Consider the following 24,958-nt stretch of genomic DNA (forward strand, 5'->3'; position numbering starts at 1 on the left):
AGGGGTGGGCCTATCGTCCCGTTCCTTCTCCCTCCGTTCCGGACGCCGGGCGCCGTCCTTCCGGTTCCCGTACGGGAGGTGACCGGTCCGGGGGGTGATTCGGCGCTCCCGGTGGGCCAAAATGGGGCCGTGCCTTTCCTCCTACTGATCGAGGACGACGACGCCATCCGGACCGGCCTCGAACTCGCCCTCACCCGCCAGGGCCACCGTGTGGCCACCGCCGCCTCCGGCGAGGACGGTCTGAGGCTCTTCAAGGAGCAGCGGCCCGACCTGATCGTGCTGGACGTCATGCTGCCCGGAATCGACGGCTTCGAGGTCTGCCGCCGGATCCGGCGCACCGACCAGCTGCCGATCATCCTGCTCACCGCCCGCTCCGACGACATCGACGTGGTCGTGGGTCTGGAGTCCGGCGCGGACGACTACGTCGTGAAACCGGTCCAGCCGCGCGTGCTGGACGCCCGGATCCGTGCCGTGCTGCGGCGCGGCGAGCGGGAGAGCTCCGACTCCTCCGCGTACGGCACCGTGGTGATCGACCGGGCCGCGATGACCGTCACCAAGGACGGGCAGGACCTCCAGCTCACCCCGACCGAGCTGCGGCTGCTCCTGGAGCTCAGCCGCCGCCCCGGGCAGGCGCTCTCCCGCCAGCAGCTGCTGCGGCTGGTCTGGGAGCACGACTACCTCGGCGACTCCCGCCTGGTGGACGCCTGCGTCCAGCGGCTGCGGGCCAAGGTCGAGGACGTGCCGTCCGCGCCGACCCTGATCCGCACCGTGCGCGGGGTGGGCTACCGGCTGGACCCGCCTGCCTGAGACCCTCGCCCCCTTCCTGAACTCCCGTACGACGACAGGCTCTTGTGACTGACCATCAGCAGACTGCCCGACGGTTCTCGTCCGGCCCGTGGCGACGGCTGCGCTCCCTGCGGGTGCGGCTGATCGCGGTGTTCGCGGCCGTCGCGCTGCTCGCCGCCGTCTCGGCGTCCGGCATCGCGTACTGGCTGAACCGCGACGCGGTGCTCAAGCGCGCCCAGGACACCGCGCTGAACGACTTCCGGGTCTCGCTCAGCCGCAACGTCTCCGACCTGCCGCTGAACGCCAGTTGCCCGGACCTCGCCACGCTGGCCTCCAACGTGGCGAGCTCCGGCCTGTCCTACGACGTGGTCGTGGTCGACCCGGCACACCCCGAGTGCCCGGCGGCCTCCTCCGCCCCGACGAAGTTCACCCTGGCCGACGTCCCGGCGGCGCTGCAGTCCACCGTCGCCAAGCCGCGCGAGGTCACCGAGAGCAACCCGTACCCGTACCACCTGTACTGGCAGCGGCAGAACCTGGACGGCCGCCCGTTCGTGATCGGCGGCACCAAGGTGCTGCCGAACGGCCCGACGGCGTACATGTTCAAGTCGCTGGAGAACGAACGGGCCGACCTCAACACCCTGGGCTGGTCGCTGGCCATCGCGACCCTGCTCGCGCTGATCGGCTCGGCGCTGCTCGCCCAGGCCGCCTCCTCGACCGTGCTGCGGCCGGTCAAGCGCCTCGGGGAGGCCGCCAAGCGGCTCGGCGAGGGCCACCTGGACACCCGGCTGGAGGTCGAGGGCTCCGACGAACTCGCCGACCTGGCGCGGACCTTCAACCGGGCCGCGGAGTCCCTGCACGAGCAGGTCGAGGAGCTGAGCGCGCGCGAGGCGCAGAGCCGGCGGTTCGTCGCCGACATGTCGCACGAGCTGCGCACCCCGCTGACCGCGATGACCGCGGTGACCGACATCCTGGAGGACGAGGCCGAGTCGCTGGACCCGATGATCGAGCCCGCCGTCCGGCTCGTGGTGAGCGAGACCCGGCGGCTGTCCGACCTGGTCGAGAACCTGATGGAGGTCACCCGCTTCGACGCGGGCACCGCCAAGCTGGTCGCCGACGAGGTGGACATCGCCGACCTGATCATGTCCTGCATCGACGGGCGGGCCTGGTACGACGCGGTCGAACTGGACGCCCCGCGCGGCATCCTGGCCGTGGTCGACCCGCGCCGGCTCGACGTGGTCTTCGCCAACCTGATCGGCAACGCGCTCAAGCACGGCGGCTCGCCGGTGCGGGTCAAGGTCCGGCAGTCCGCGGACTCGGTCGTGGTCGAGGTCTCCGACAGCGGCCCCGGCATCCCCGAGGACGTGCTGCCGCACGTCTTCGACCGCTTCTACAAGGCCGACCGCGGCCGGGCCCGCTCCGAGGGCAGCGGCCTGGGGCTGTCCATCGCGATGGCCAACGCCCAGATCCACGGGGGGACGATCACGGCGGCGAACGGGGAGGTCGGCGCGGTGTTCACCCTGACGCTGCCGCTGACCCCACCACCGCCGCCGTCCGCGGGCGGGACCGATCTCGGCCCCGCCGGCGACGCCGAGCACAAGGACGCCACGTGACCTCCCCCAGCCGCACCACCCTGCGCCGCACCGCCGGCGTCCTGCTCCTGCTCGCGCTGGCCTCCGGCTGCGGCATCCGGCCGACCGCCGTACCGGTCGACGCCGGCGCGCCCGCCAGCCGGACGGCCTGCCCGAGCACCCCGCACATACCGACCGCGCTGGCCACCCCCACCGGACCGGCCCCCGCCGTCACCCCGGCCCGCGGCGCGGCCAAGGCGAGCGCCAGTCCCAGCCCCTCGCCCACCCCGGTGGCACCGGGCTCGCCGCCGCCCGACAACGTGTTCAGCGCGGTGCCCACGGCCGCGCCCTGCCGGTAACCGGGCGCGCCCGTCCGACCCCCGGTGGGGGGAAACGGGGGCGCGTCCCGGATTGTTCACGCCGAGGGTGGAACCGCCGCGCCACCGGCTCACGTCCTTCCCCCCGTGCAGCGAGATGGCACCAGGACACGCGACCAGCGTTCCGGCGCACGGACCGAGAACAGGCCGGCGGCGGGCGTCAACCGTCCCCTCCGGCTCGCCGGACTGGCGGGCCTGGCCCTCCACCTGACCCTGGTGCTCTGGCTGGTGCTCAGACCCCTGCCGGTGGCCTGGGTGTACGACGCCAACCTGACGCCGCTGGCCTCGCTCCGCTCCTCCACCACCTGGCAGGTGGTCGGCGAGTTCCTGCTGCTCGCCCCGCTCGGCGTCCTGCTGCCGCTGGCCGGCGGCCGGGTCCGGGCCCCCTGGCTGCCGTCCTTCCTGCGCACCACCGGCGTGTCCGCCCTGCTGGCGACCGGCCTGGAGTTCCTCTCCTCCTGGACGCCCGGGCACGTGCTCAACGTGGACCACATACTGTTCGCCGTGCTCGGCGTGATGATCGCCCACCTCGCCCTCGTCCCCGGCCTGCGCCGCCTGCTGCGCGACCACCGGACCGCGGCGCGGGCCCGGCGGGTCGCCGTCCTGGCCGTCCCGCCGGTGGCCGCCGCCGTCACCCCGGCGGTGACCGTCGCACCCGCGGCCCGCCCCCGGGCCTACGCCGGACCCACCCCGCCGGCCGGCTGACCCGCCTCCCGCAGCACGCGGCCGCCGACCTCCACCAGCCCGCCCGGACGCGGGCCGGCCAGCAGCTGCGAACCCCGGCCCTGGGTGACGGTCAACGCCCGCCCGAGCCGGGCCGCCAGCAGGAGGGCCGCCGCGCCGGTCGCCTCGTCCTCGTCGATCCCGTCGCCCCGGCCCGGGAAGGCCCGCGCCCGGACCGTACCGGCCGACTCGTCCTGCCAGGCCCAGGCGTACACCCACTCCCCCGGCGGCGGCACCTCCAGCGCCTCCACCTCGGCCGCCGAGCCGTACTGCCGCAGGGTGCGCCCCGGGGCCCACTCCGGCCGGGCCTCGATCCGGGTCAGCCCGCCCTCGCGGCGCACCGCCACCACCCCGGCGGCGGTCACCAGCCGGTCCACGCCGAGCAGCCAGGCGGCGCCCACGCACGGGTGGCCGGCGAAGGGCAGCCGCACGCTCGGGGTGTAGATGTCGATCTCCCCGCGCTCCGGGTCGTCGACGAACACCGTCTCGCTGAAACCCAGTTCACGGGCGAAGGCCTGCCGCGCCGCCCGGTCCGGCACGGCGGCGCCGTCGCGCACCACGCCGAGTTCGTTGCCGTGCCGCCCGTCCGGCCCGCAAAAGACCCGCAGCACCTCATAGACAGTCATTTCCCACCTCGTCAATTACCGTTCCGGTGCGGCTCCGACCGAGCGCAACGACACCGTGATGAAAAGGCGACGACGGATGTCGGTCGCCTCCAGTACTGTGCGCTCTCGTCCCCGGACGGTTCCCGTCGTTTTTCTCCTCCCACAGGAAACCCCTTGAACAATCTCGACTTCAGCGCCAACCCGCTCCTTTCCTGGTACATCGTCCTGCTCGCGCTCAGCGGTGCGATCATGCTGGTCCTCGGAGTCGTAGGCGGCGGGCAGAAGGCCGGCCTGCGGATCCTCAGCGTCCTGTTCGGCGTCGGATTCCTCGGATACGCCTACTACCTCGCATTCGTCTTCGAGGGCGGCGAGGTCATCATCTTCTTCAAGGTGTTCATCCTCCCGGTCGGAATGATCGTCGCCTCGGTGAAGGCCATCGTCGAGCGCAGCAACGCCAAGAACGCGCCGACCCCGCCGGTCGGGGCGTACAACCCCAACGCGCCGTACAACCCGAACGCGCCGTACAACCCGAACGCCGCCGCCCCGCAGGCCGCGTTCAACCCGAACGCCCCGCAGGCCCCGCAGGCCCCGCAGGCCGGTCAGCCGGTGCCGCCGCAGGGCGCGGCGCCGTACCAGCCGGGCACGCCGGCCCAGCCGGTGGCGGACAACCCGTACGCCCAGCCGCAGCCGCCGCAGCAGCCGGCCGGCTGAGTTCCGGAACGCCGGAAGGCCCGTCCGTCCCCGCTCGAAGGCGGGGACGGACGGGCCTCGTGCTGTCCGGGGTCAGTTCCCGGCGCCCTGGGCGCCCTTGCGGCGGCGGGCCACGACCAGGGTCCCGATGCCGAGGGCGATCGCGGTCGCGCCGGTGATCGCCATCGGGGCGGCCGAGGAGCCGCCGCCGGTGGAGGCCAGCCGGGTCTCCGTGACGACGGCCGGAGCCGGGGCGACGGCGGCCGCCTGCACGGGCCCGGCCGCAGGGCTCGGGGCGCCGGTGGTGACCTGCGCGGCCGGGACGGCGGCGTCCGTGGTCGGGTCGGTGGCGGCCGGGGTGGTGCCCGGCGAGGTGGGGGCCGGGGTGCCGGTGGGGACCGCGGCGGGCACGATCCTGAAGGCCACCGCAGGGCTGGAGGTCCCACGCTCGGTCCCGCCCGGGCCGGCCAGGCTGTAGCCGTTGGCGAACACCGATTCGGCCGCCGGCGGGGCGTCCTTGGTCCAGGCGAGCCGCAGGTTGACCGTTCGGGTCTCACCGTTCGGCAGCGCGATGACGTCGGCGTCCTTGTTGCCGCTGCGCAGTTCCACGTACTGCTGGGTGCCGGGAAGGTCGTGCCACTCCGGGCTGCCGACGATCCACTCGCCCGTCTGGGTCTGGAATTCGAGCTTGACCATGTCCGGGCTGAGCATGCCCTCGCCCTGGAACACGATCGCCGGGACGATGCGGAGGTCCTTGCCGGTGTGGTTGCTGTAGACCGCCTTGAAGGGCTTCGCCTCACCGCCGGCGGTGAAGGATGCGGGGACACCCTCGACCTTCACGTCCGGGAGTCCGACCGGGGCCGGGGTGGTCGGGCCACCCACCGGAACGACGGTGAAGTTCGGAGTACCGCCCGAGGCCACCATGGGGCGCTGTTCCGGGCCAGGCAGGGTCGGGTCCATGGCCACCGCGGTGAGGGCGGCGGAGGCCGGGCCCGGGGCGGCGTCGGCGGTGAAGGTCAGCCGCAGCCGGTAGGTGAAGTCGGCGCCGGCCGCCAGGTGCAGCTCGGTGGCGAACTGGTCCAGCATCCAGAATCCGCCGGCGTCGTTGCCCTGCGCCTTGGCGTCATGCCATTGGGTGTCGCCGGGGCGCTGGTACTCCAGCTTGAGCTGGCTCTGCCGGGGGCCGCTGCCGCGGACCGTCGCGACGACGAATTCGGTCTGCACGTCCATCTGGTGGTCGGCGGTGTTCTTGAGGGTCGAGGTGAACTCGACCGAGGTGCCCGCCTCGACCGTGGTCGGGAACGCGCTCGTGGTGACCACGATGGGCGAGGCCAGGCCTTGCGGCGCTGAGGCGGGAGCCGTCGGGCCGGCAGTCGGGGCCGCGACGGCGGCCGGGGCCGAGGCCAGGGCGGCGCCGGAGACCAGGGCGGCGGTGGCGGCCACGGCGAGGATTCTGCGGGACTGATTGCGCAAGGGGACCTCACGGGATAATTCGGGCGCAACCCGATAAAAGTGCGAAATCGCAGGCGTGAGGGGCCTCTTGGCCGTGAAGGCGCCGCCGGAATTCCCCCCACCATCAGCGACCGCGGAATCATATCCCTCCGGTCCGACTGCTCCGCGAACGGGTTTTCCGCATCCCACTCTCGGGGGCATCCCTGAGCGGACCCCGATCCGGGTCTACGCCTTCCCGGTGACCCGTCGGGGTCGAGGATCGCCTGGTGGGTGGACGTTTCCGGGCCCGCGGCGGCGGAGCATGGAAGTACGCCCGCCGGACCGCCCGGCACCGGCGGCCAGCCAAGGAGTCCCGCATGAGTGAGCGGAGCGAACGAATCATCGAGAGGCGCGTGTGGGCGAATGCCCCCGCCGAGCGCAGCGAGGTGGACGCATGAGCGCCCGTCTCGCCCGTCCCCGCCACAACCGCGTCATCGCCGGCGTCTGCGCCGGGATCGCCGAGCGCTTCGGCCTCACCCCGTGGACCGTCCGGCTGATCTTCCTGCTGTCCTGTCTGCTGCCCGGCCCGCAGTTCCTGGTCTACCTCGCGCTCTGGGTGCTGCTCCCCCAGGAGCCGTGAGGCCGTACCGGCGGGCACGGCGACGGGCCGCCCGCTCCCGGAGGGATCCGGGGGCGGGCGGCCCGTCGTCGTACGGTGCGGGCCGGATCAGCCGCCCAGGCCGCCCAGCGCGCCGGCCACCCCGCCGATCGGGGTCTTGTCCAGGCCGGGGACGTTCGGCAGGCCGCCGACGCGCTGCTGGGTGACACCGGCGACCGGGGCGGCGTCGGCGGCGGGCGCGGCAGCCGGGGCGGCCGGCTGGCCGGCGGTCGGGGTCAGGGTGCCGAGCGTGCCGGCGACCTTGTCGCCGCCGGGCAGCTTCGCCGCGGTGTCGGTGACCGCACCGGTCACCGCGGGGTTCGTCACCGCGCCGGTGGGCAGCCCGAGGCCGCCGGCCGCCTGGCCGGCCGCCGCGGAGGCGGTGCCGGCGCCGACCGCCGCGATGGCGATGCCGAGCGCCGCGGTACCGGCGGCCTTGAGAGCCTGCTTCATGGTTCGTCCCCTTGGGTCCTCGTCGGTGGCCGACATCGCGCGGGGCGGCGGACGGGCGAGTGCCGCCACGGCCTGTCAGCAATGACTGGCACACCGTAGTGACAGGGTCGCGCGAGAACCAAAGGGCGTTCACTCACCAGAGTGAGTAGTCGGATGAACGCCAACTTCCGCACCCGGAAGCCGCGTTCATCCGACCGCGGGGGCCGTCGGCTCAGTTGCCGCCGGTACCCGCGCTGAACAGCCACTCCGCCTTGAGCTCGGCGTAGCCCGGCTTGATCACGTCGTTGATCATCGCCAGCCGCTCGTCGAAGGGCAGGAACGCGGACTTCATCGCGTTCACCGTGAACCACTCCATGTCGCCCAGGGTGTACCCGAAGGCCTCCACCAGGTGGCCGAACTCCGCACTCATGCTGGTGCCGCTCATCAGCCGGTTGTCGGTGTTCACGGTGACCCGGAACTTCAGCCGGCTGAGCAGCCCGATCGGGTGCTCGGCGTACGAAGTGGCCGCCGCCGTCTGGAGGTTGGAGGTGGGGCACATCTCCAGCGGGATGCGCTTGTCGCGCACGTACGCGGCCAGCCGGCCCAGCTCGACGCTGCCGTCCTCGTTCACCGTGATGTCGTCGACGATCCGCACGCCGTGGCCGAGCCGGTCGGCGCCGCAGCACTGCAGGGCCTCCCAGATCGACGGCAGGCCGAAGGCCTCGCCCGCGTGGATGGTGAAGTGGTTGTTCTCGCCCTTGAGGTAGTCGAAGGCGGCCTGGTGGCGGGTGGGGGGGTAGCCCGCCTCCGCGCCGGCGATGTCGAAGCCGACGACGCCCGAGTCCCGGTGGCGGTTGGCCAGTTCGGCGATCTCCTGCGAGCGGGCGGCGTGCCGCATCGCGGTGATCAGGGTGCCGACGCGGATCCGGTGGCCGGCCGCGCGGGCGTTGGCCTCACCGAGGCGGAAGCCCTCCTGGACGGCCTCGACGACCTCGTCCAGGCTCAGGCCGCCCTCCAGGTGCTGCTCGGGGGCGTAGCGCACCTCGGCGTACACGACGCCGTCGGCGGCCAGGTCCTCGGCGCAGTCGGCGGCGACCTTGATCAGGGCCTCGCGGGTCTGCATGACGGCGCAGGTGTGCGCGAAGGTCTCCAGGTAGCGGACCAGCGAGCCGGAGTCGGCGGCCTCGCGGAACCACTCGCCGAGTTCCTTGGCGTCGGTGGTCGGGAGGCCCTCGTAGCCGGTCGCGGCGGCGAGCTCGACGACGGTCTCCGGGCGCAGCCCACCGTCGAGGTGGTCGTGCAGCAGGACCTTCGGCGCGCGGCGGATCTGCTCGGGGGTGGGAATGCGCGGGCCCGTGCCCGCGGTGGTGACGGGGATCTGCTTCTCCATTGCGGAAATATAGCCCCTACGCGCGTAGACCCACCACCGGGAATACCACCGGATGGTCCAAAGTGCACCGGGAATTCCTCCTCCCGGTCCATACGATCCACCAAAAGGCCGCACCCCCCTCCGCACCCCCTCCGCACCCACCGCCGGGCCCCCTCCGGGACTCCGCCGCGGCGCTTCAGTCGTGGTGCAGCAGCCGCCCCCGCCGGGACAGCACGAAGTCCCGGAACGCCGCCACCGGCGGCGTCAGCGGCCGCCCCGCCGCCCAGGCCAGGCCGATCGCCCGCCGGGTCCGCGGCGCCGTCACCTCCAGCTCCACCACCCCGGGCCGCGGCACCAGCGCCGGCGGCAGCAGCGCCACCCCCAGCCCGGCCGCCACCAGCCCCCGCAGGGTCTCGGTCTCCTCCCCCTCGAAGGCCAGCCGGGGCACGAAGCCGGCCTGTTCGCAGAAGCCGTCCGTGATCATGCGCAGCCCGTACCCCTGCTCCAACCCGACGAACGTCTCCTCGGCCACCTCCGCCAGCCGGATCCGCCGCCGCCCCGCCAGCCGGTGGTCCGCCGGGACGACCAGGTGCAGCCGCTGCTCGTCCAGCAGGCGGGCCGTGAAGGCCGGGTCGTCCGGCAGCGGCGCGACCAGGCACAGGTCCAACTCGCCCGCCCGCAGCCGCTCCAGCATCGCCATCCCGTAGTCCTGCACCAGCTGGAACCGCACCTGCGGGTGCGCCGCCCGGAAGCCCCGCAGCAGGGCCGGGACGGCGTCCGGGCCCATCGTGTGCAGGAAGCCGAAGGTCACCCGCCCCACCGCCGGATCCGCCTCCGCCCGGGCCGCCTCCGCGCCGCGCTCCAGCTCCGCCAGCGCCCGCTCCACCGAGGCCAGCAGCAGCCGGCCCGCCCCGGTCAGCCGGACCGTCCGGCCCTGGCGGGCCAGCAGGTCCACCCCCAGCTCCGCCTCCAGCCGGGCCACCGCTCGCGACAGCGTCGGCTGCGGCACCCCGAGCAGTGCCGCCGCCTGGGTCACGTGCTCCAGCCGGGCCACCGCGGCGAACTGCGCCAGCCTGGGCGCCAGCAGCACGGCCGGCTCCTCCGGCCCCAACTCGGCCGCCCGGTACGGCTGATCCGTCCCGTCCGACACATCCGCCACGGCCATCCCCGTCCCACCTCGACCCATACGCCAGCGCATCGATCATCCACTCTTCATGCATTGGACGCATCAAGCGCGCCGGGCCTACCGTCGATGCCATGCAGCCCGCCGATACCAGGGCATCCGCGGCCACCCCGGATGCCTCCACCGCCCGCACCCCCGACACACCCGACACACCCGACCGGGACGACCGGCACCGCCCGGGCGGGCGCGGCTTCCGCCGCGCCAACCTCGCCCTGTTCGCCGCCGGGATCGCGACCTTCGTCCTGCTCTACTCCACCCAGGGCCTGCTGCCGGTCCTCTCCGCCGACCTCGACCTCACCCCCGGCCAGGCCAGCTGGACGGCCTCCGCCGCCACCCTCGGTCTCGCCCTCGGGCTGCTCCCGGCCAGCGCACTCTCCGACAAGTACGGCCGCACCGCGGTGATGACGGCCTCCGTCCTCACCGCCTCCGCCCTCGCCGTCGCCCTGCCCTTCGCGCCCGACCTCACCACCCTCGTCGTGCTGCGCGTCCTCCAGGGCGCCGCCCTCGCCGGGCTCCCCGCCACCGCCATGGCCTACCTCGCCGAGGAGGTCCACCCCAGCGCGCTGGCCACCGCGATGGGCCTGTACGTGGCCGGCAACAGCATCGGCGGCATGGGAGGCCGACTGGTCTCCGGCTGGACCGCCGCCGCCCTCGGCTGGCGCTGGGGCCTCGCCGCCTCCGCCGCCCTCGCCCTGCTCGCCGCGCTCGCCTTCCGGCTGCTGATCCCCGCCGCCCGGCACTTCACCCCGGCCCCGGTGGACCCCCGCGCCCTCGCCCGCACCGTCGGCCGGCACCTGCGCAACCCGCTGCTGGTGCGGCTGTACGCGCTCGGCCTGCTGTTCATGGCGGTGTTCGGCGCGGTCTACAACACCGTCGGCTACCGGCTGATCGCCGCGCCCTTCCACCTGCCGGAGTCGGTCGCCGCCTCGATCTTCGTGGTCTACCTGGTCGGCACCGGCACCTCCGCCGCGGCCGGCCGCCTCTCCGGCCGCCTCGGCCGCCGCGGCGCCCTGTACGTCGCCATCGGCGTCACCGCCGCCGGCCTGCTGCTCTCGCTCGCCGACTCGCTGGTCTGCGCGCTGCTCGGCCTGGTGCTGATCACCGCCGGCTTCTTCGCCGGCCACGCCACCGCCTCCTCCGCCGTCGGCCGCACCGCCACCGAGGGCCGCGCCCAGGCCTCCGCCCTCTACCTGATCGCCTACTACCTCGGCAACAGCCTCGGCGGCACCCTCGGCGCCGACGCCTACCACTCCACCGGCTGGCCCGGCGCCGCCACCGTCGGCCTCACCGCCATGACCCTCGCCGCCGCCGTCACCCTCTACGCCACCCGCCAGGCCCACACGGCCCGGCGGATGACGTCGGTACGCTCGGGGACATGAGCATCAGTCAGGCCGAGTACTCCCGGCTGCGTACGGCCGTCGAGACTCTGACGAAGAGCCCCGGAGTCGGGACTGTTGAGATCGCGGACGGACAGATCATCCTGGCCCTGCCACCGCTCCGACGACACGAGCACGCTTCGCAACAGATCGCCGGACAGATCGACGCCCAGCTCCTCCGAACCCACCCCGGGTACAGGGCCCATCACGGCGCCGAGCTGGCGTCCATCGGTCTGGGCAGACTGCTCAGGCCCGACCTGATCGTCTCCCCCGAGAACCTCTGCAGGGATGTACCTCCCCATGAGGCGCTGCTGGTCGTAGAGGTGGTCTCCAAGTCCAACCCTCGGCGTGACTACCGCGACAAGGTCCACGACTACTCGGCCATGGGCATCCCGATCTATCTACTCGTCGATCCCCGGACGGGCACCGGCATCGTGCACTCCGAACCGGGCTACGAGTGCCGCGAGAAGTTCGTCTTCGGCGACACGATCACCGTCGGCCCGTGGACCCTCGACACCAGCGGCCTGCTCACGTACGCCTGAGCACACGGAAGGAGCCCGCACCCCGGGCCGGGGTACGGGCTCGTCGACGGTGTTCAGGCAGCCAGCGCCTGGAAACGGACGGTGGCTTCGGTGTCGGGCGTGACGTGGATGTCGAGCTCCGCCTCCAGCGCCCCCGCCAGCCGCTGCAGCAACGGGAGCGTGGGCACGGTGCCGGCCTCCTCGATGCACTCGATCTCGTCAACCGTCATCCCCGCCCGTCGAGCGACCTCGGCGTGGGAGAGGCCGAGGGCCGTGCGGCGGTCGTAGAGAGCCTGCCCGAACGCCAGCGAATACCGGATCTCCAACCGATATGCCGCCATCTCGGGACTGTCCTCCACCTGCTCGCCCAGCAGCTCGCGCGTGCGGCGGGTCTTCCACTGTGTGTGGTTCACCACTGCTCTCCTTACCTGACGATCCGGCTGAACTCTTCGTGTGCCGGAGGATGTTCCGACTCGCAGATCTTTTGCGCCCACAACGCTCGGGTGACTTCAGCAGTCTCCCTCATCCGTCTCTTGGCGAACACCGTCAGCAGGATGACCCGCTGACCAGACGCGAGCCAGTAGGTGATTCGCGTGGCCGCGCCGTCGAGACGGAACCGGAGCTCCCTCAGCGGTCCGTCCAGGTGCCGCGAATGGGGCTCGTCGAGCGTGGTCGGGTACTCGGCCAGGTGGTCGACGCGCTCCTCGACCAAGGCATAGTGCCGTGCCGGAAGCGCAATGAGCCAGTCGCGGACTTCCGGTTCGATCTCGACCGTGAAGCGGTCAACTCCCATGTGCGGCAGCGTAAACCACGCTGCCGCACATGGAGTAATCGTATGACTACGCGATGCGGTCGAGGACGATCGGGTTCGGGGTGAACGCCGTACCCGCCGGGGAGACCCCGATGCCGCCGGCCAGCGCCTCGATGGCGTACTCGTAGCGCTCCGGGGTGTCGGTGTGCAGGGTCAGCAGGGGCTGGCCGGCCACCACGGTGTCACCGGGCTTGGCGTGCATCTCGACGCCGGCGCCGGCCTGCACCGGGTCCTCCTTGCGGGCGCGGCCGGCGCCCAGGCGCCAGGCGCAGACGCCGATCGCGTAGGCGTCCAGCTCGGTGAGCACGCCGGAGGCGGGCGCGGGGATGACGTGCTGCTCGCGGGCGACCGGGAGCGGGGCGTCGACGTCGCCGCCCTGGGCGGAGATCATGCGGCGCCAGTGGTCCATCGCCGAGCCGTCGCGCAGCGCGTCGGCCGGGTCCTTGCCGTGCACGCCGGCCGCGGCGAGCATCTCGCGGGCCAGGGCGAGGGTCAGCTCGACGACGTCGGCGGGGCCGCCGCCGGCCAGCACCTCGACGGACTCGCGGACCTCCAGCGCGTTGCCCGCGGTGAGGCCGAGCGGGGTGGACATGTCGGTGAGCAGGGCGACGGTGTTGACCCCGGCGGTGGTGCCCAGGCCGACCATGGTGCGGGCGAGCTCGCGGGCGTCGTCCAGGTTCTTCATGAAGGCGCCGGAGCCGACCTTGACGTCCAGGACGAGCGCGCCGGTGCCCTCGGCGATCTTCTTCGACATGATCGAGGAGGCGATCAGCGGGATGGCCTCGACGGTGCCGGTGACGTCGCGCAGCGCGTACAGCTTCTTGTCGGCGGGCGCGAGGCCGTCGCCGGCCGCGCAGATGACCGCGCCCGCGTCGCGCAGGACGTCCATCATCTCGTCGTTGGAGAGCAGGGCGCGCCAGCCGGGGATGGACTCCAGCTTGTCCAGGGTGCCGCCGGTGTGGCCGAGGCCGCGGCCGGACAGCTGCGGGACGGCGGCACCGCAGGCGGCGACCAGCGGGGCGAGCGGGAGGGTGATCTTGTCGCCGACGCCGCCGGTGGAGTGCTTGTCGCTGGTGGGCAGCGGCAGCGAGGAGAAGTCCATCCGGACGCCGGAACGGATCATGGCCTCGGTCCAGCGGCTGATCTCGTGCGGCTTCATGCCGTTCAGCAGGATCGCCATGGCCAGCGCGGACATCTGCTCGTCGGCGACCTCGCCACGGGTGTAGGCGTCGATGACCCAGTCGATCTGAGCGTCGCTCAGCTCTCCGCGGTCGCGCTTGGTCCTGATGACGGAGATGGCGTCCATGCGTGCTCCAAGAGGGGTTTCAGATGCGTCGTACACGTGCGTCGTACAAATGCGTCGAGAAGATGCGTGGAAAGCGAAGAGTGCCGCGAGATGACCGGGTTCCGGCCCACTCGCGACACTCTACGCGCGTAACAAATACAGAGGCTAGAGCCGCTCCGGACCGAACGCGTCGGGCAGGACCTCGCTCATCGGCTTCACGCCGGAGGCCAGGTCGACCAGCAGCTCGGGCCCGCCGTGCTCGTACAGCAGCTGGCGGCAGCGCCCGCACGGCATCAGCAGTTCGCCCGCGCCGTCGACGCAGGTGAAGGCGACCAGCCGGCCGCCGCCGGAGGCGTGCAGCGCGGACACCAGCCCGCACTCGGCGCACAGCCCGAGCCCGTACGAGGCGTTCTCCACGTTGCAGCCGCTGACCAGCCGACCGTCGTCGACCAGCGCCGCCGCACCGACCGGGAACTTGCTGTACGGGGCGTACGCGTGGCCCATCGCCTCGCGCGCCGCCTCGCGCAGCCGCTCCCAGTCGACCACGGGGGCCGTCACTTGCCCTGGCCCTTGCGGTAGATCTGACCGTCCGCCTTGGGCATCCGCAGGCGCTGCGAGGCCAGCGAGAGCACCACCAGGGTGATCAGGTACGGCGTGGCGACGATCAGCGGACGCTGGACCTCGTCGGTCAGCGCGTACCAGGCACCCAGGCCGCCGGCCACCACGAAGGCCACCACGGTCGCGGTGTACTTGCGGCGGTACAGCTGCCAGAGGGCGAACAGTGCCATCGCGATCGAGACGACCAGGATCAGCACGTGCACCGACTCCGGGTCGCGCAGCTGGAGGCTGTCGGTGAAGCCGAACAGGCCGGCGCCCATGGCGAGACCGCCGGGCATCCAGTTGCCGAAGATCATCGCCGCGAGGCCGATGAAGCCGCGGCCCAGGGTCTGGCCGTCCTTGTAGAAATGCGCGGCGACCAGGGAGAGGTACGCACCGCCGAGGCCCGCGAAGGCGCCCGAGGCGATGACCGCCAGGTACTTGTACTTGTAGACGTTGACGCCCAGCGACTCGGCGGCGGTCGGGTTCTCACCGCAGGAGCGCAGCCGCAGGCCGAACACCGTGCGCCAGAGCAGGAAGTAGCTCGCCACGATCAGCACGCCGGCCAGCACCACGACCACCGACAGGTTGGTGACCAGACCGCCCAGCACACCGGCGACGTCGGAGACCAGGAACCAGTGGTGGTTCTCGATGCTCTTCAGGCCCGAGGACAGCCCCGGAACGGTGATGTACGGCAGCGGATCGGCCGGCGGGGACTGGTTCGCCCCGGCACCGGCCGAGATGTAGTCCTTGTAGTAGATCCGGTTGACGTACGCGCAGATGCCCGGGATCAGCAGGTTGATGCCGACGCCGGAGACGATGTGGTCGACGCCGAAGGTGACGGTGATGACCGCGTGCAGCAGACCGCCGAGCGCGCCGCCGAGCATGCCGGCCAGCAGACCGACCCACGGGTTGACCAGGTAGCCCGCCCAGGCACCGCAGAAGGTGCCGGCGACCATCATGCCTTCGAGGCCGATGTTGACCACACCGGCCCGCTCGGACCAGAGACCGCCCAGACCGGCCAGGCCGATCGGCACGGCCGAGCCGAGCGCCGCGGTGATCTGACCGGAGGAGGTCAGCGAGTGGTTGCCGGTGGCCATGCCCACGGCCGAGAACAGCAGCAGGGCGCCCGCGATCAGGAGCAGGACGACCGGCCAGGACAGCTTGCGCTTCTTCGCGGGTGCGCCCGGCGCCTTGGGACGGGCAGCAGTAGCGGTGCTCACGCGGACACCTCCTTCTTCTCAGTGGCCGCGGCCTGGGCGGCGAGCTGGGCGCCGACCTTCTGCTGCTGACGCTTCAGGCCGTAGCGGCGCACCAGCTCGTACGCGACGACGACACAGATGACGATGGTGCCCTGCATGACCGTGACGATCTCGGACGGGAAGCCGCCCTGGAGCGGCAGCTGGGCACCGGTGGCGTCCAGGAAGGCGAACAGCACGGCCGCGAAGGCCATGCCGATCGGGCTGTTCCGGCCGAGCAGGGCGATCGAGATCCCGAGGAAGCCGAGGCCGGGCTGGAAGCTCTGGCCGTAGTAGTACGAGTTCTGCAGCAGCTCGGGCAGGCCGATCAGACCGGCGATGGCGCCTGAGGCCGCCATCGAGATGATCACCATGCGCTTGACGTTCACGCCGGACGCGGTCGCGGCGGACTCCGAGCGGCCGGTGGCGCGCAGGTCGAAGCCGAAGCGGGTGCGGGTCAGCAGGAGCTGGAAGGCCAGGCCGACCAGGACGGCGATGAAGATGAAGCCCCAGAGCGGGCCGCCGGCCGTGTCCAGGCTGAAGAAGTGGCTGGACTGGGAGACCGGGTCGGTCTGGATCGAGTTGCTGGTGGAGCTGGCCTTCGGGGCGAAGATGCCGGGGACGAGCAGCAGACCGACGATCGCGACCGCGATCGAGTTCAGCATGATGGTCGAGATGACCTCGCTGACGCCGCGGTAGACCTTCAGCAGACCGGCGATGCTCGCGTACAGACCGCCGACCAGCATGGCGGTGACCAGCAGCAGCGGGATCTGGATGAACGACGGCAGGTCGACCTGGGCGCCGACGTAGGCCGCGAACAGCGCGGCGACCTTGTACTGGCCCTCGACGCCGATGTTGAACAGGTTCATCCGGAACCCGAACGCGGCGGCAGCGGCGGCCAGGTAGTAGGTGGTGCTCCGGTTGAGGATGCTCACCTGACCGTCCGACTTGGTGGCGAACGTGATCATCACGTTCCACGCGTCGAACGGGTTCTTGCCCGAGGTCGCCAGCAGGACGGAGCAGATCGCCACGGACAGCACGACCGCGAGCACCGGCGCGGCCAGTGCGAACACGATCCGCTCACCGCTGATCCGCTGCGCCAGGCTGCGCTTGGCGGCGGGGTTGGGACTGGTCATGGGTTACTCCCCCGCCTGCGGGTCGTCGGCGGTGTCGGTGTGCGGGTGCTCGACCGCGGCCTCGGTGCCCTCGGCGGCGAGGGCCTGCGCCTCGGCGACGGCCTCCGGCTCGGACTCCAGGTGGCCGGCGGCGGCACCGGTCATCGCGGTGCCGAGGTCCTCGGCGGTGACGGTGGCCGGGTCGGCGTCGGCGACCAGGCGGCCGCGGTAGATGACCCGGATGGTGTCGGAGAGGCCGATCAGCTCGTCCAGGTCGGCCGAGATCAGCAGGACGGCGAGGCCCTCCCGCTGGGCGACCCGGATGTGCTCCCAGATCTGCGCCTGCGCGCCGACGTCCACGCCGCGGGTGGGGTGCGCGGCGATCAGCAGCTTGGGCTGGTGGCTCATCTCGCGGCCGATGATCAGCTTCTGCTGGTTGCCACCGGAGAGCGAGGCCGCGGTGACCTCGATGCCGGGGGTGCGGACGTCGTACTCCTGGACGATCCGCTGGGTGTCCTCGCGGGCGGCGGTCGGCTTGAGCAGCACACCGCTGGAGTTGGGCGCCTCGGTCACGTGGCCGAGGATGCGGTTCTCCCAGAGCGGGGCCTCCAGCAGCAGGCCGTGCTTGTGGCGGTCCTCGGGGATGTAGCCGATGCCGGCCTCGCGGCGGGCCCGGGTGAGGGTGCCGGAGAGGTCCTTGCCGTCCAGGGTGACGGTGCCGCCGTCCAGCGGCAGCATGCCCATGATGGCCTCGACCAGTTCGGCCTGGCCGTTGCCCTCGACACCGGCGATGCCGAGGATCTCACCCTTGTGGATGCGCAGCGAGATGTCGTCCAGGACGACGCGCTCGATGCCCTCGGCGTCGGTCTTGGCGATCCGCAGGCCCTTGACGTCGAGCATCTCGGTGGTGGTGACGGTCGACTCGCGGCTCTCCGGGGAGGGCAGCTCGGCGCCGACCATCAGCTCGGCCAGCTGGCGGGCCGTGACGGCCTTCGGGTCGGCGTCGCCGACCGTGGTGCCGCGCCGGATGACGCTGATCGCGTCGGCCACCGCGAGCACCTCGTGCAGCTTGTGCGAGATGAAGATGACGGTGACGCCCTCGGCCTTGAGCTCGCGCAGGTTGTCGAACAGCGCGTCGACCTCCTGCGGGACGAGCACGGCCGTCGGCTCGTCGAGGATCAGGATCTTGGCGCCGCGGTACAGCACCTTGAGGATCTCGACGCGCTGGCGGTCGGCGACGCCGAGGTCCTCGACCAGGGCGTCCGGGCGCACGCCCAGGCCGTACTGGTCGGAGATCTCCTTGATCTTCGCCTTCGCCTTGGCGCCGATGCCGTGGAGCTTCTCGCCGCCGAGGACGACGTTCTCCAGCACCGTGAGGTTGTCGGCCAGCATGAAGTGCTGGTGCACCATGCCGATGCCGCGCGCGATGGCGTCGCCGGGGGTGTGGAACTCGCACTGCTCGCCGTTGATCGCGATGGTGCCCTCGTCCGGCTTCTGCATGCCGTAGAGGATCTTCATCAGCGTCGACTTGCCGGCGCCGTTCTCACCCATGAGGGCGTGCACGGTGCCGGTGCGGACGGTGAGGTTGATGTCGTGGTTGGCCACGACACCGGGGAAGCGCTTGGTGATGCCGCGCAGTTCGACGGCCGGGGTCGCCGTCCCCGCGCTGGGGGTTCCGTCCTTGCGCAGGGGGACGGGGTCTGATGCGGTGATGGCGGTCTCCTGGTGGTCTGGAGGCGCGTCGTTGCGCTCGGAGGGCCAAGGGGGGGACTGGGGGGAAACGTGGAGACGGAACGGGGCCCGGGGGTGCGCGTCGAGCGCACCCTGCCGGGCCCCTCCCGTTCGATCGTGTCGATCATCGCGCTGCCGGGCAGGCGGCAGCGTCAGGTCGCGTCCGGGACGCGCTGACCTCAGGAGGTCGGCGCGGTCGGGATGGTGGTGGCGCCGCTGGTGATGGCGTCCGAGGCGGCCTTCAGCTTGTCCTGGATGTCGTCGATCTTGCCGCCCGTGGTGGCGAGCGAGACACCGCCGGCCTTCAGGTCGAAGAGCTTGATGCCGGTGAACGGCGTGCCCTTCTTGACCGAGTCGATGTACGAGTACACCGCGGTGTCGACGTTCTTGACCATCGAGGTCAGGATGCTGCCCTTGAACTTCGCCAGGGCCGGCTGGTTGGCCTGGTCGGAGTCGACGCCGATGGCGTAGGCACCCGGCTTGTTGGAGACGGCCTCGATGGCGCCGTTGCCGGAGGAGCCGGCGGCGGAGTAGATGACGTCCGCGCCCTTGTCGAGCTGGCCCTGCGCGGCCTCCTTGCCCTTGTCGGGCGAGTTGAAGCCGGTGAAGTCCGGGGGGGTGGTCAGGTAGGTGGTCTCGACCTGGATGTTCGGGTCGACGGACTTGGCACCCGCCTTGTAGCCAGCCTCGAACTTCTTGATCAGCTCGGTCTGCACACCGCCGATGAAGCCGATGTGGTGGGCCTTCGACTTGGTCGCGGCGGCGACGCCGGCGAGGTACGAACCCTCCTGCTCGGCGAAGACCAGCGACGTGACGTTGGACGGCTGGTCCTTGTCGTTCGAGTCGATGATCGCGAACTTGACGTTCGGGTTGTCCTTGGCGACCTTGTCGACCGCCGGCTGGTAGACGAAGCCGACCGCGATGATGGTCTTGTAGCCGGCGTCGACCAGGTTCTTGAGGCGGGTCTCCTTGTCGGCCTCCGCCTCACCGGTCTTGGCCTCGGCCTCGGTGACGGAGACGCCCAGGTCGGCCTTGGCCTTGTCGAGACCGCGCGCGGCGGAGTCGTTGAAGGACTGGTCGCCACGGCCGCCGATGTCGTAGGCCATGCCGACCTTGAGGGCATCGGACGAGCCGGAGGACGCGGAGTTGTCAGTGCTCTTTGCGCCGCAAGCGGCGAGCGAGGCCATGCCCAGGGAACCCGAGAGCACAACCGCGGCGAGCTTCATTGAACGGCGCAAGGGAGTATCTCCTTCTCACACGCACCTGATTAGCGTGGTCGGACGCCACCGTAACGCGCGTAGAACACGGTTGTGTTACGGGCTGCCGGAGCATTCGGGTTGTTATCAAACCGTGGTCTGACGGCCCTCCGAAGGCCCTTTTCCCCGCGCACGGACGGTGGTCCGGGATTGGTTCGGCCCAGTTTACGGAACCGTTCCGGAACCCCGGATCTCGACAACCCTTCACCGACCGACCACATACCCCCAGGAAACGGTCAGATCCGGTCGTCCTCCAGGGCCAGCGCCGCGAACAGTTCCACACCCACGCCGATCGCCCGCTCGTCCACGTCGAACCGGCCCTGGTGCAGGTCACGGACGGTGGTGTCGCCCGGGGCCCGGACGCCCAGCCGGGCCAGCGCGCCCGGGGCGTGCTCCAGGTACCAGGAGAAGTCCTCGCCGCCCAGGCTCTGTTCGGTGCCCTCCACCACCTCGGCGCCGCCCCCGCCGAAGCGGGCGGTCATCGCCTCCTCCAGCCGCGCGACCGAGACCGCCTCGTTGACCACCGGCGGGACCCCGCGGTGGTAGTCCAGGGTCCACTTGGCCCGGTAGGTCTCGGCGAGCTTGGCGATCAACTCGTGCAGCAGGTCCGGCGCCTCGCGCCAGCCGTCCAGCTCCAGGCAGCGGACCGTCCCCTCCAGTTCGGCGTGCTGCGGGATGACGTTGGGCGCGGAGCCGGAGGCGATCCGGCCCCAGACCAGGCTGACGCCCCAGCGCGGGTCCATCCGGCGGGCCAGCCCGGCCGGGAGGTCCGCGGCCATCCGGGCGATCGCGGTCACCAGATCGGTGGTCAGGTGCGGGCGGGCGGTGTGCCCGCCGGGGCCGTCCAGGTGCAGCACCAGGCGGTCGCACGCCGAGGTGATCGCCCCGACCCGCAGGGCGATCCGGCCGACCTCCACCTTCGGGTCGCAGTGCACCGCGAAGATCCGGCCGACACCGTCCATCCCGCCGGCGTTGATGACGTCCAGCGCCCCGCCCGGCATGACCTCCTCGGCCGGCTGGAACACCAGCCGGACCGGGCGGCGCAGCTCGCCGGACCGGACGGCGTCGGCCAGCACCAGGCCGGTGCCGAGCACCACCGAGGTGTGCACGTCGTGGCCGCAGGCGTGGGCCCGGCCGGGGACCGTCGAGCGGTACGGCACGTCGGTCTTGGCGTCGTCGATCGGCAGCGCGTCGATGTCGGCGCGGAAGGCCAGGAACCCGGTCCCCGGGGCGGTACCGGGCGGGACGACGTCGACCAGCAGCCCGGTGCCGCCGGGCAGCACCCTCGGCTCCAGGCCCGCCGCCACCAGCCGGTCGCGCAGCAGGTTGGTGGTGCGGAACTCCTGGCGGCCCAGCTCCGGGTGCCGGTGCAGATCACGGCGGAAAGCGATCAGCTCGGGCTCCAGCCTCCGGACCCGGGCGCGCAGTTCGGCGGCGGGGCGTGCGACGGCGAGAGTGCCCGGCTGAGCGGGCTCAGGACGGTTCATCTCCCCAAGAGTAGGCCCGTTGGGGGGATTTGGCCCGACTTCTCGAAAAGAAGTCCCCGGATGGGCGCATACCGGCCTGACAGGTGGGTATGACATCTCGTTTCGGCCGCCTTCCCCGGGTTGCTTGCCCTGTGCAACGATCACCCGGGCCGGTGGTCACGGCTGCCATCGGATTGACGGATCCGCCGCCCTGACGACCACTCAGTTGCCCCGACCCGGAAGCCGCGCGGGAGGGGCCGGCGGCGGCACCGGGCGCTCCTCGTGCTCCGGATCCCGCCTGGGCGGCGGGGCCGCGGACGCGGTTGAGATGATCGGGTGAACGACCGGATGAGCCCCAGGGAGTGGCAATGACCGAGCAGAAGGTGGCCGTGGTCACCGGTGCCAGCAGCGGAATCGGCGCGGCGACCGCGCGCCGGCTGGCCGCCGAGGGCTTCGAGGTGGTGCTGACCGCGCGCCGGACCGAGCGGATCGAGGCGCTGGCCAAGGAGATCGGTGGGCGGGGCGGTTCAGCAAGAGCGGTCACGGTCGACGTCACCGACCGGGCCGCCGTGGACGCGTTCGCGGCCGAGGTCGGCCGGGTGGACGTCCTGGTGAACAACGCCGGCGGCGCGATCGGCGCGGAGAGCGTCGAGCACGGCGACCCGGCCGACTGGCGGGCCATGTACGAGGTGAACGTGCTCGGGGTGCTGCACGTGACCCAGGCGCTGCTGCCCGCGCTGCGCGCCACCGGCGACGGCACCGTACTGGTGCTCTCCTCGACCGCCGCGCTGGCCGCGTACGAGGGCGGCGGCGGGTACGTCGCGGCCAAGCACGCCGCGCACACCATCGCGGCGACGCTGCGGCTGGAGCTGTGCGGGGAGCCGATCCGGGTGATCGAGATCGCGCCCGGGATGGTGAAGTCCGAGGGCTTCGCGATCACCCGCTTCCGCGGTGACGAGTCCAAGGCCGCCGCCGTGTACGCGGGCGTGGCCGAGCCGCTGACCTCCGAGGACGTCGCGGACACCGTGGCCTGGGCGGTCACCCGGCCCCCGCACGTGAACATCGACCTGCTGGTGGTCCGCCCGCGGGCGCAGGCCGCCAACCACAAGGTCCACCGCGGCTGACCGGGCCCCTCCCGGGCGGGCGGCCCGGGGGTCGGAGACAGCCCCCGACACCCCGATCGAACACGCGTCGTACACGAGTGGTACACACGTGCGATGACGATCTTCCGGGCCGCCCGCCCACGGGTACTGCTGACCGCCGTGGCGGCAGGCACCCTGCTGCTCACCGCAGCCTGCAACGACACCGCCCCGACGGCCCAGGACAAGGCCTCCGGCACCACCGCGCCCACCGCCGCCACCACCGCCACCCCGACGGCCAGCCCGACGCCCACCCCGAAGCCCAAGGGCGAGGCGGACCCGGCGCTCAAGGCCTTCTACGGCCAGCAGATCACCTGGGCGGACTGCCCGGCCGACCCCAAGGCCGACCTGGCGAAGATCGACACCTCCGGCATGCAGTGCGGCAAGCTGCACGTCCCGCTGGACTACGCCGCCCCCGGCGCCGACGCGATCGACCTCGCGCTGATCAACTACCGGGCGTCCGACCAGGCGAAGCGGATCGGCTCGCTGATGGTCAACCCCGGCGGCCCCGGCGCCTCCGGCGTCGAGATGGTCAAGTACGGCGCCAAGGACTTCGACGGCACGCTGCACAGGCGCTTCGACGTGATCGGCTTCGACCCGCGCGGCACCGGCGACAGCGCACCGGTGGTCTGCTACGACGACAAGCAGCTCGACGCCGTCAACCAGGCGGACACGCCGGACGACCGCGCCGAGCGCAAGGCCGCCCACATCCAGCAGTCCACCGAGCACGCCGCCGCCTGCCAGGCCAAGTCCGGCAAGCTGCTGCCCTTCGTCGGCACCCGCAACACCGCCCGCGACCTGGACGTGCTGCGCGCGGTCGTCGGCGACAAGAAGCTCAACTACCTCGGCATCTCCTACGGCACCTACCTCGGCGCCCTGTACGCCGAGGAGTTCCCGCAGAACACCGGTCGGCTGATCCTGGACGGCGCCGTCGACCCGGCCCAGGACACCCTGGACCACAGCGTCGACCAGCAGGTCGGCTTCGAGAAGTCCTTCGAGCGCTTCGCCGTCGACTGCGTGGAGAACCACGCCGACGAGTGCCCGCTGGGCAAGGACGAGGACAAGGCCGCCAAGAAGGCCGCCGACTTCCTGGACGGCCTCCACGACCACCCGCTGACCACCAAGGACGGCCGCAAGCTCGGCCGCGACATGGCCTGGACCGGCGTCATCTCGCTGCTCTACGGCGACGAGAAGACCTCCTGGCAGTACCTGCGGGCCAGCCTCGGCTGGGCGATGGTCCGCGACAAGGGCGACTACCTGATGGCCTTCGCCGACGACTACAACGGTCGCGACAAGGATGGCCACTACAGCCCGATGGACGAGGCCAACGGCGCGATCAGCTGCGCCGACGCGGCCCGCCCCGCGCCGACCGCCGAGCACGCCCAGCAGGCCGTCGCCCGGCTGCTCGCCGAGGCGCCGCTGCTGTCCCGGGGCGTGACGGTGGACGACTACACCGAGCCCGGCTGCGCCTACTGGCCGTTCAAGACCCAGGAGAAGCCGCACACCATCCGCGCCGAGGGCGCCGCCCCGATCCTGGTGGTCGGCACCACCGGCGACCCGGCGACCCCGTACTCCTCCGCCGAGAAGCTGGCCCAGGGCTTCGCCAAGGCCACCCTGCTCACCCGGGTGGGCGAGGGCCACGGCGCCTTCGGCAAGGGCAACACCTGCATCGACGAGGCCATGGCCGCCTACCTGACCGACGGCACGATGCCGGCCGAGGGCACCCGCTGCAGCTGAGCCGGTAGCAGACGCAGACGGGGAGGGCGATGACGCGAAGGTGTCAACGTCACAACTTGATAGCTCGTCCGGATGAATTCCGCGCGCGCCCTCCCCAACTGATGAGCGCTCAACTACCGTTGAGGAGCTGCCGGACCAGCGCCGCGCGCCCCTCCGCGGCCCCGTACTCCATCTGCTCCACCACCCCACCGGCACCTTCCCGCCCTCACGAGGAGGACCCGCTGGCCAGCGACATCCCGTCACAGCGGCCCGACGCCAGCACCGAGCCGACCCTCCTCGGCCTGCACCGCTTCAACGAAGCGGACGCCGGCGCCGCGGAGGAGGCCCTGCTCGCCTGCTGCGGCAGCCACCGCTGGGCCCTGCGGCTCACCGCCCACCGCCCCTACCCCGACATAGAGTCCCTGCTGGCCGCCGCCAGCGAGGCCTCCTACGACCTGCGCCCGGCGGACCTCGCCGAGGCGCTGGCCGACGAGAGCTGGATGCCGCAGCCCCTGCTCGGCATGCGCGCCCCCGGCAGCCAGGCCGCGCACACCGCGCTGCGGGCCGCCCACGCCGCCTACGAGGCCCGGTTCGGCCACGTCTTCGTGGTCTGCCTGGACGGCGTCGACCCGGAGGAGATGCTCGACACCGTGCTCTCCTCCATCCGCACCCGGCTGGCCAACGACCCGGACGAGGAGCGGCTGATCTCGGCGGACGAGCTCCGGCGGATCGCCCTCACCCGACTGGAGCACCTGGTCGCCACCCACTCCGAGGCCGGCGCGCGCTGAGCCCCGGCACCCCCGCGCGGGCCCGGGGGGCCGGCCGCCCCCGGCGGCCGGGCGGCCCGGCCCCCGGGGGGGGGCCCCCCCCCCAAAAACCCCCCCC

General features: G+C 72.1%; 25 protein-coding genes. 11 read left to right on the forward strand and 14 right to left on the reverse strand.

Annotated features, from left to right (window positions below; translation table 11 throughout):
• Positions 1–129: 129 nt before the first annotated feature.
• The 4 genes from ACFVXG_RS43790 (at position 130) to ACFVXG_RS43805 (ending at position 3,436) form a co-directional block, all read left to right on the forward strand.
• Positions 130–807, forward strand: coding sequence for a response regulator transcription factor (locus tag ACFVXG_RS43790; protein WP_063349065.1), 678 nt, complete (start codon positions 130–132; stop codon positions 805–807).
• A 44-nt stretch (positions 808–851) separates the two neighbouring features.
• Positions 852–2,396 (forward strand): ATP-binding protein, encoded by a 1,545-nt coding sequence (locus ACFVXG_RS43795; RefSeq protein ID WP_387936100.1) that lies wholly within the window; start codon positions 852–854, stop codon positions 2,394–2,396.
• The gene (locus ACFVXG_RS43800; RefSeq protein ID WP_387936101.1) at positions 2,393–2,713 is read left to right on the forward strand and encodes a hypothetical protein; all 321 of its coding nucleotides are present in this window, start codon (positions 2,393–2,395) and stop codon (positions 2,711–2,713) included. The genes ACFVXG_RS43795 and ACFVXG_RS43800 overlap by 4 nt, the downstream gene beginning before the upstream one ends.
• A gap of 105 nt (positions 2,714–2,818) precedes the next feature.
• Positions 2,819–3,436 (forward strand): VanZ family protein, encoded by a 618-nt coding sequence (locus tag ACFVXG_RS43805; protein ID WP_387936102.1) that lies wholly within the window; start codon positions 2,819–2,821, stop codon positions 3,434–3,436.
• Here ACFVXG_RS43805 and ACFVXG_RS43810 read toward each other — a convergent pair.
• Positions 3,406–4,080 carry a PhzF family phenazine biosynthesis protein gene (locus ACFVXG_RS43810; protein WP_387936103.1) on the reverse strand — a complete coding sequence of 225 codons (675 nt, stop codon included), beginning with the start codon at positions 4,078–4,080 and terminating at the stop codon, positions 3,406–3,408. The two genes, ACFVXG_RS43805 and ACFVXG_RS43810, sit on opposite strands and share 31 nt — an antisense overlap.
• A 153-nt stretch (positions 4,081–4,233) precedes the next feature.
• Here ACFVXG_RS43810 and ACFVXG_RS43815 point away from each other — a divergent pair, with 153 nt between their 5' ends.
• Positions 4,234–4,770 carry a hypothetical protein gene (locus tag ACFVXG_RS43815; RefSeq protein ID WP_387936104.1) on the forward strand — a complete coding sequence of 179 codons (537 nt, stop codon included), beginning with the start codon at positions 4,234–4,236 and terminating at the stop codon, positions 4,768–4,770.
• Positions 4,771–4,842: 72 nt separating this feature from the next.
• Here the strand turns inward: ACFVXG_RS43815 and ACFVXG_RS43820 are convergent, their stop codons facing one another.
• Complete coding sequence (locus tag ACFVXG_RS43820; RefSeq protein ID WP_387936105.1) at positions 4,843–6,192, reverse strand: hypothetical protein; 1,350 nt, start codon at positions 6,190–6,192, stop codon at positions 4,843–4,845.
• Positions 6,193–6,634: 442 nt separating this feature from the next.
• On the opposite strand from ACFVXG_RS43820, the gene ACFVXG_RS43825 reads away from it, so the two are divergent.
• Positions 6,635–6,820 (forward strand): PspC domain-containing protein, encoded by a 186-nt coding sequence (locus tag ACFVXG_RS43825; protein ID WP_188308551.1) that lies wholly within the window; start codon positions 6,635–6,637, stop codon positions 6,818–6,820.
• Between the two features lie 87 nt (positions 6,821–6,907).
• Here the strand turns inward: ACFVXG_RS43825 and ACFVXG_RS43830 are convergent, their stop codons facing one another.
• From ACFVXG_RS43830 to ACFVXG_RS43840, 3 genes are all read right to left on the reverse strand, one after another.
• On the reverse strand, positions 6,908–7,291 hold the full coding sequence (locus tag ACFVXG_RS43830) for an ATP-binding protein (RefSeq protein ID WP_387936106.1): 384 nt from the start codon (positions 7,289–7,291) through the stop codon (positions 6,908–6,910).
• A 211-nt stretch (positions 7,292–7,502) separates the two neighbouring features.
• Positions 7,503–8,660, reverse strand: a complete 1,158-nt coding sequence (locus ACFVXG_RS43835) for an adenosine deaminase (protein WP_387936107.1) — start codon at positions 8,658–8,660, stop codon at positions 7,503–7,505.
• 175 nt (positions 8,661–8,835) lie between these two features.
• A complete protein-coding gene (locus ACFVXG_RS43840; protein ID WP_387936108.1) occupies positions 8,836–9,804 on the reverse strand; it encodes a LysR family transcriptional regulator in 969 nt (322 codons plus the stop codon).
• A 92-nt stretch (positions 9,805–9,896) separates the two neighbouring features.
• On the opposite strand from ACFVXG_RS43840, the gene ACFVXG_RS43845 reads away from it, so the two are divergent.
• Complete coding sequence (locus ACFVXG_RS43845; RefSeq protein ID WP_387936109.1) at positions 9,897–11,201, forward strand: MFS transporter; 1,305 nt, start codon at positions 9,897–9,899, stop codon at positions 11,199–11,201.
• Positions 11,198–11,740 carry a Uma2 family endonuclease gene (locus ACFVXG_RS43850; protein WP_387936110.1) on the forward strand — a complete coding sequence of 181 codons (543 nt, stop codon included), beginning with the start codon at positions 11,198–11,200 and terminating at the stop codon, positions 11,738–11,740. The genes ACFVXG_RS43845 and ACFVXG_RS43850 overlap by 4 nt, the downstream gene beginning before the upstream one ends.
• 53 nt (positions 11,741–11,793) lie before the next feature.
• Here the strand turns inward: ACFVXG_RS43850 and ACFVXG_RS43855 are convergent, their stop codons facing one another.
• The 9 genes from ACFVXG_RS43855 to ACFVXG_RS43895 form a co-directional block, all read right to left on the reverse strand.
• On the reverse strand, positions 11,794–12,132 hold the full coding sequence (locus ACFVXG_RS43855) for a helix-turn-helix domain-containing protein (RefSeq protein WP_387936111.1): 339 nt from the start codon (positions 12,130–12,132) through the stop codon (positions 11,794–11,796).
• 11 nt (positions 12,133–12,143) lie between these two features.
• Positions 12,144–12,512: a type II toxin-antitoxin system RelE/ParE family toxin gene (locus tag ACFVXG_RS43860; RefSeq protein WP_387936112.1), complete on the reverse strand. Its 369-nt coding sequence runs from the start codon at positions 12,510–12,512 to the stop codon at positions 12,144–12,146.
• Between the two features lie 46 nt (positions 12,513–12,558).
• On the reverse strand, positions 12,559–13,836 hold the full coding sequence (locus ACFVXG_RS43865) for a thymidine phosphorylase (RefSeq protein ID WP_350503483.1): 1,278 nt from the start codon (positions 13,834–13,836) through the stop codon (positions 12,559–12,561).
• 144 nt (positions 13,837–13,980) lie between these two features.
• Positions 13,981–14,373, reverse strand: coding sequence for a cytidine deaminase (locus tag ACFVXG_RS43870; protein WP_387936113.1), 393 nt, complete (start codon positions 14,371–14,373; stop codon positions 13,981–13,983).
• Complete coding sequence (locus tag ACFVXG_RS43875) at positions 14,370–15,635, reverse strand: ABC transporter permease (protein WP_387936114.1); 1,266 nt, start codon at positions 15,633–15,635, stop codon at positions 14,370–14,372. Before ACFVXG_RS43875 ends, ACFVXG_RS43870 begins: the two co-directional genes overlap by 4 nt.
• Positions 15,632–16,786: an ABC transporter permease gene (locus tag ACFVXG_RS43880; protein ID WP_387936115.1), complete on the reverse strand. Its 1,155-nt coding sequence runs from the start codon at positions 16,784–16,786 to the stop codon at positions 15,632–15,634. The genes ACFVXG_RS43875 and ACFVXG_RS43880 overlap by 4 nt, the downstream gene beginning before the upstream one ends.
• A gap of 3 nt (positions 16,787–16,789) precedes the next feature.
• Positions 16,790–18,370: an ABC transporter ATP-binding protein gene (locus tag ACFVXG_RS43885; protein WP_387936116.1), complete on the reverse strand. Its 1,581-nt coding sequence runs from the start codon at positions 18,368–18,370 to the stop codon at positions 16,790–16,792.
• A gap of 305 nt (positions 18,371–18,675) precedes the next feature.
• Positions 18,676–19,734, reverse strand: coding sequence for a BMP family protein (locus ACFVXG_RS43890; protein ID WP_387936117.1), 1,059 nt, complete (start codon positions 19,732–19,734; stop codon positions 18,676–18,678).
• Positions 19,735–19,988: 254 nt separating this feature from the next.
• Positions 19,989–21,239, reverse strand: coding sequence for an amidohydrolase (locus tag ACFVXG_RS43895; protein ID WP_387936118.1), 1,251 nt, complete (start codon positions 21,237–21,239; stop codon positions 19,989–19,991).
• A gap of 347 nt (positions 21,240–21,586) precedes the next feature.
• On the opposite strand from ACFVXG_RS43895, the gene ACFVXG_RS43900 reads away from it, so the two are divergent.
• The 3 genes from ACFVXG_RS43900 to ACFVXG_RS43910 all read left to right on the forward strand — a co-directional run bounded on the left by ACFVXG_RS43900 (position 21,587) and on the right by ACFVXG_RS43910 (position 24,861).
• The gene (locus tag ACFVXG_RS43900; protein WP_387936119.1) at positions 21,587–22,342 is read left to right on the forward strand and encodes an SDR family oxidoreductase; all 756 of its coding nucleotides are present in this window, start codon (positions 21,587–21,589) and stop codon (positions 22,340–22,342) included.
• A gap of 93 nt (positions 22,343–22,435) precedes the next feature.
• Positions 22,436–24,094, forward strand: a complete 1,659-nt coding sequence (locus ACFVXG_RS43905; protein ID WP_387936120.1) for an alpha/beta hydrolase — start codon at positions 22,436–22,438, stop codon at positions 24,092–24,094.
• 101 nt (positions 24,095–24,195) lie between these two features.
• Entirely contained in the window at positions 24,196–24,861 is a 666-nt protein-coding gene (locus ACFVXG_RS43910; protein ID WP_387936121.1) for a 2-oxo-4-hydroxy-4-carboxy-5-ureidoimidazoline decarboxylase, read from the forward strand.
• Positions 24,862–24,958 lie beyond the last annotated feature (97 nt).

Origin of the sequence: Kitasatospora sp. NPDC058162 (genome assembly GCF_042884005.1) — a bacterium.
Classification (GTDB): Bacteria; Actinomycetota; Actinomycetes; order Streptomycetales; family Streptomycetaceae; genus Kitasatospora.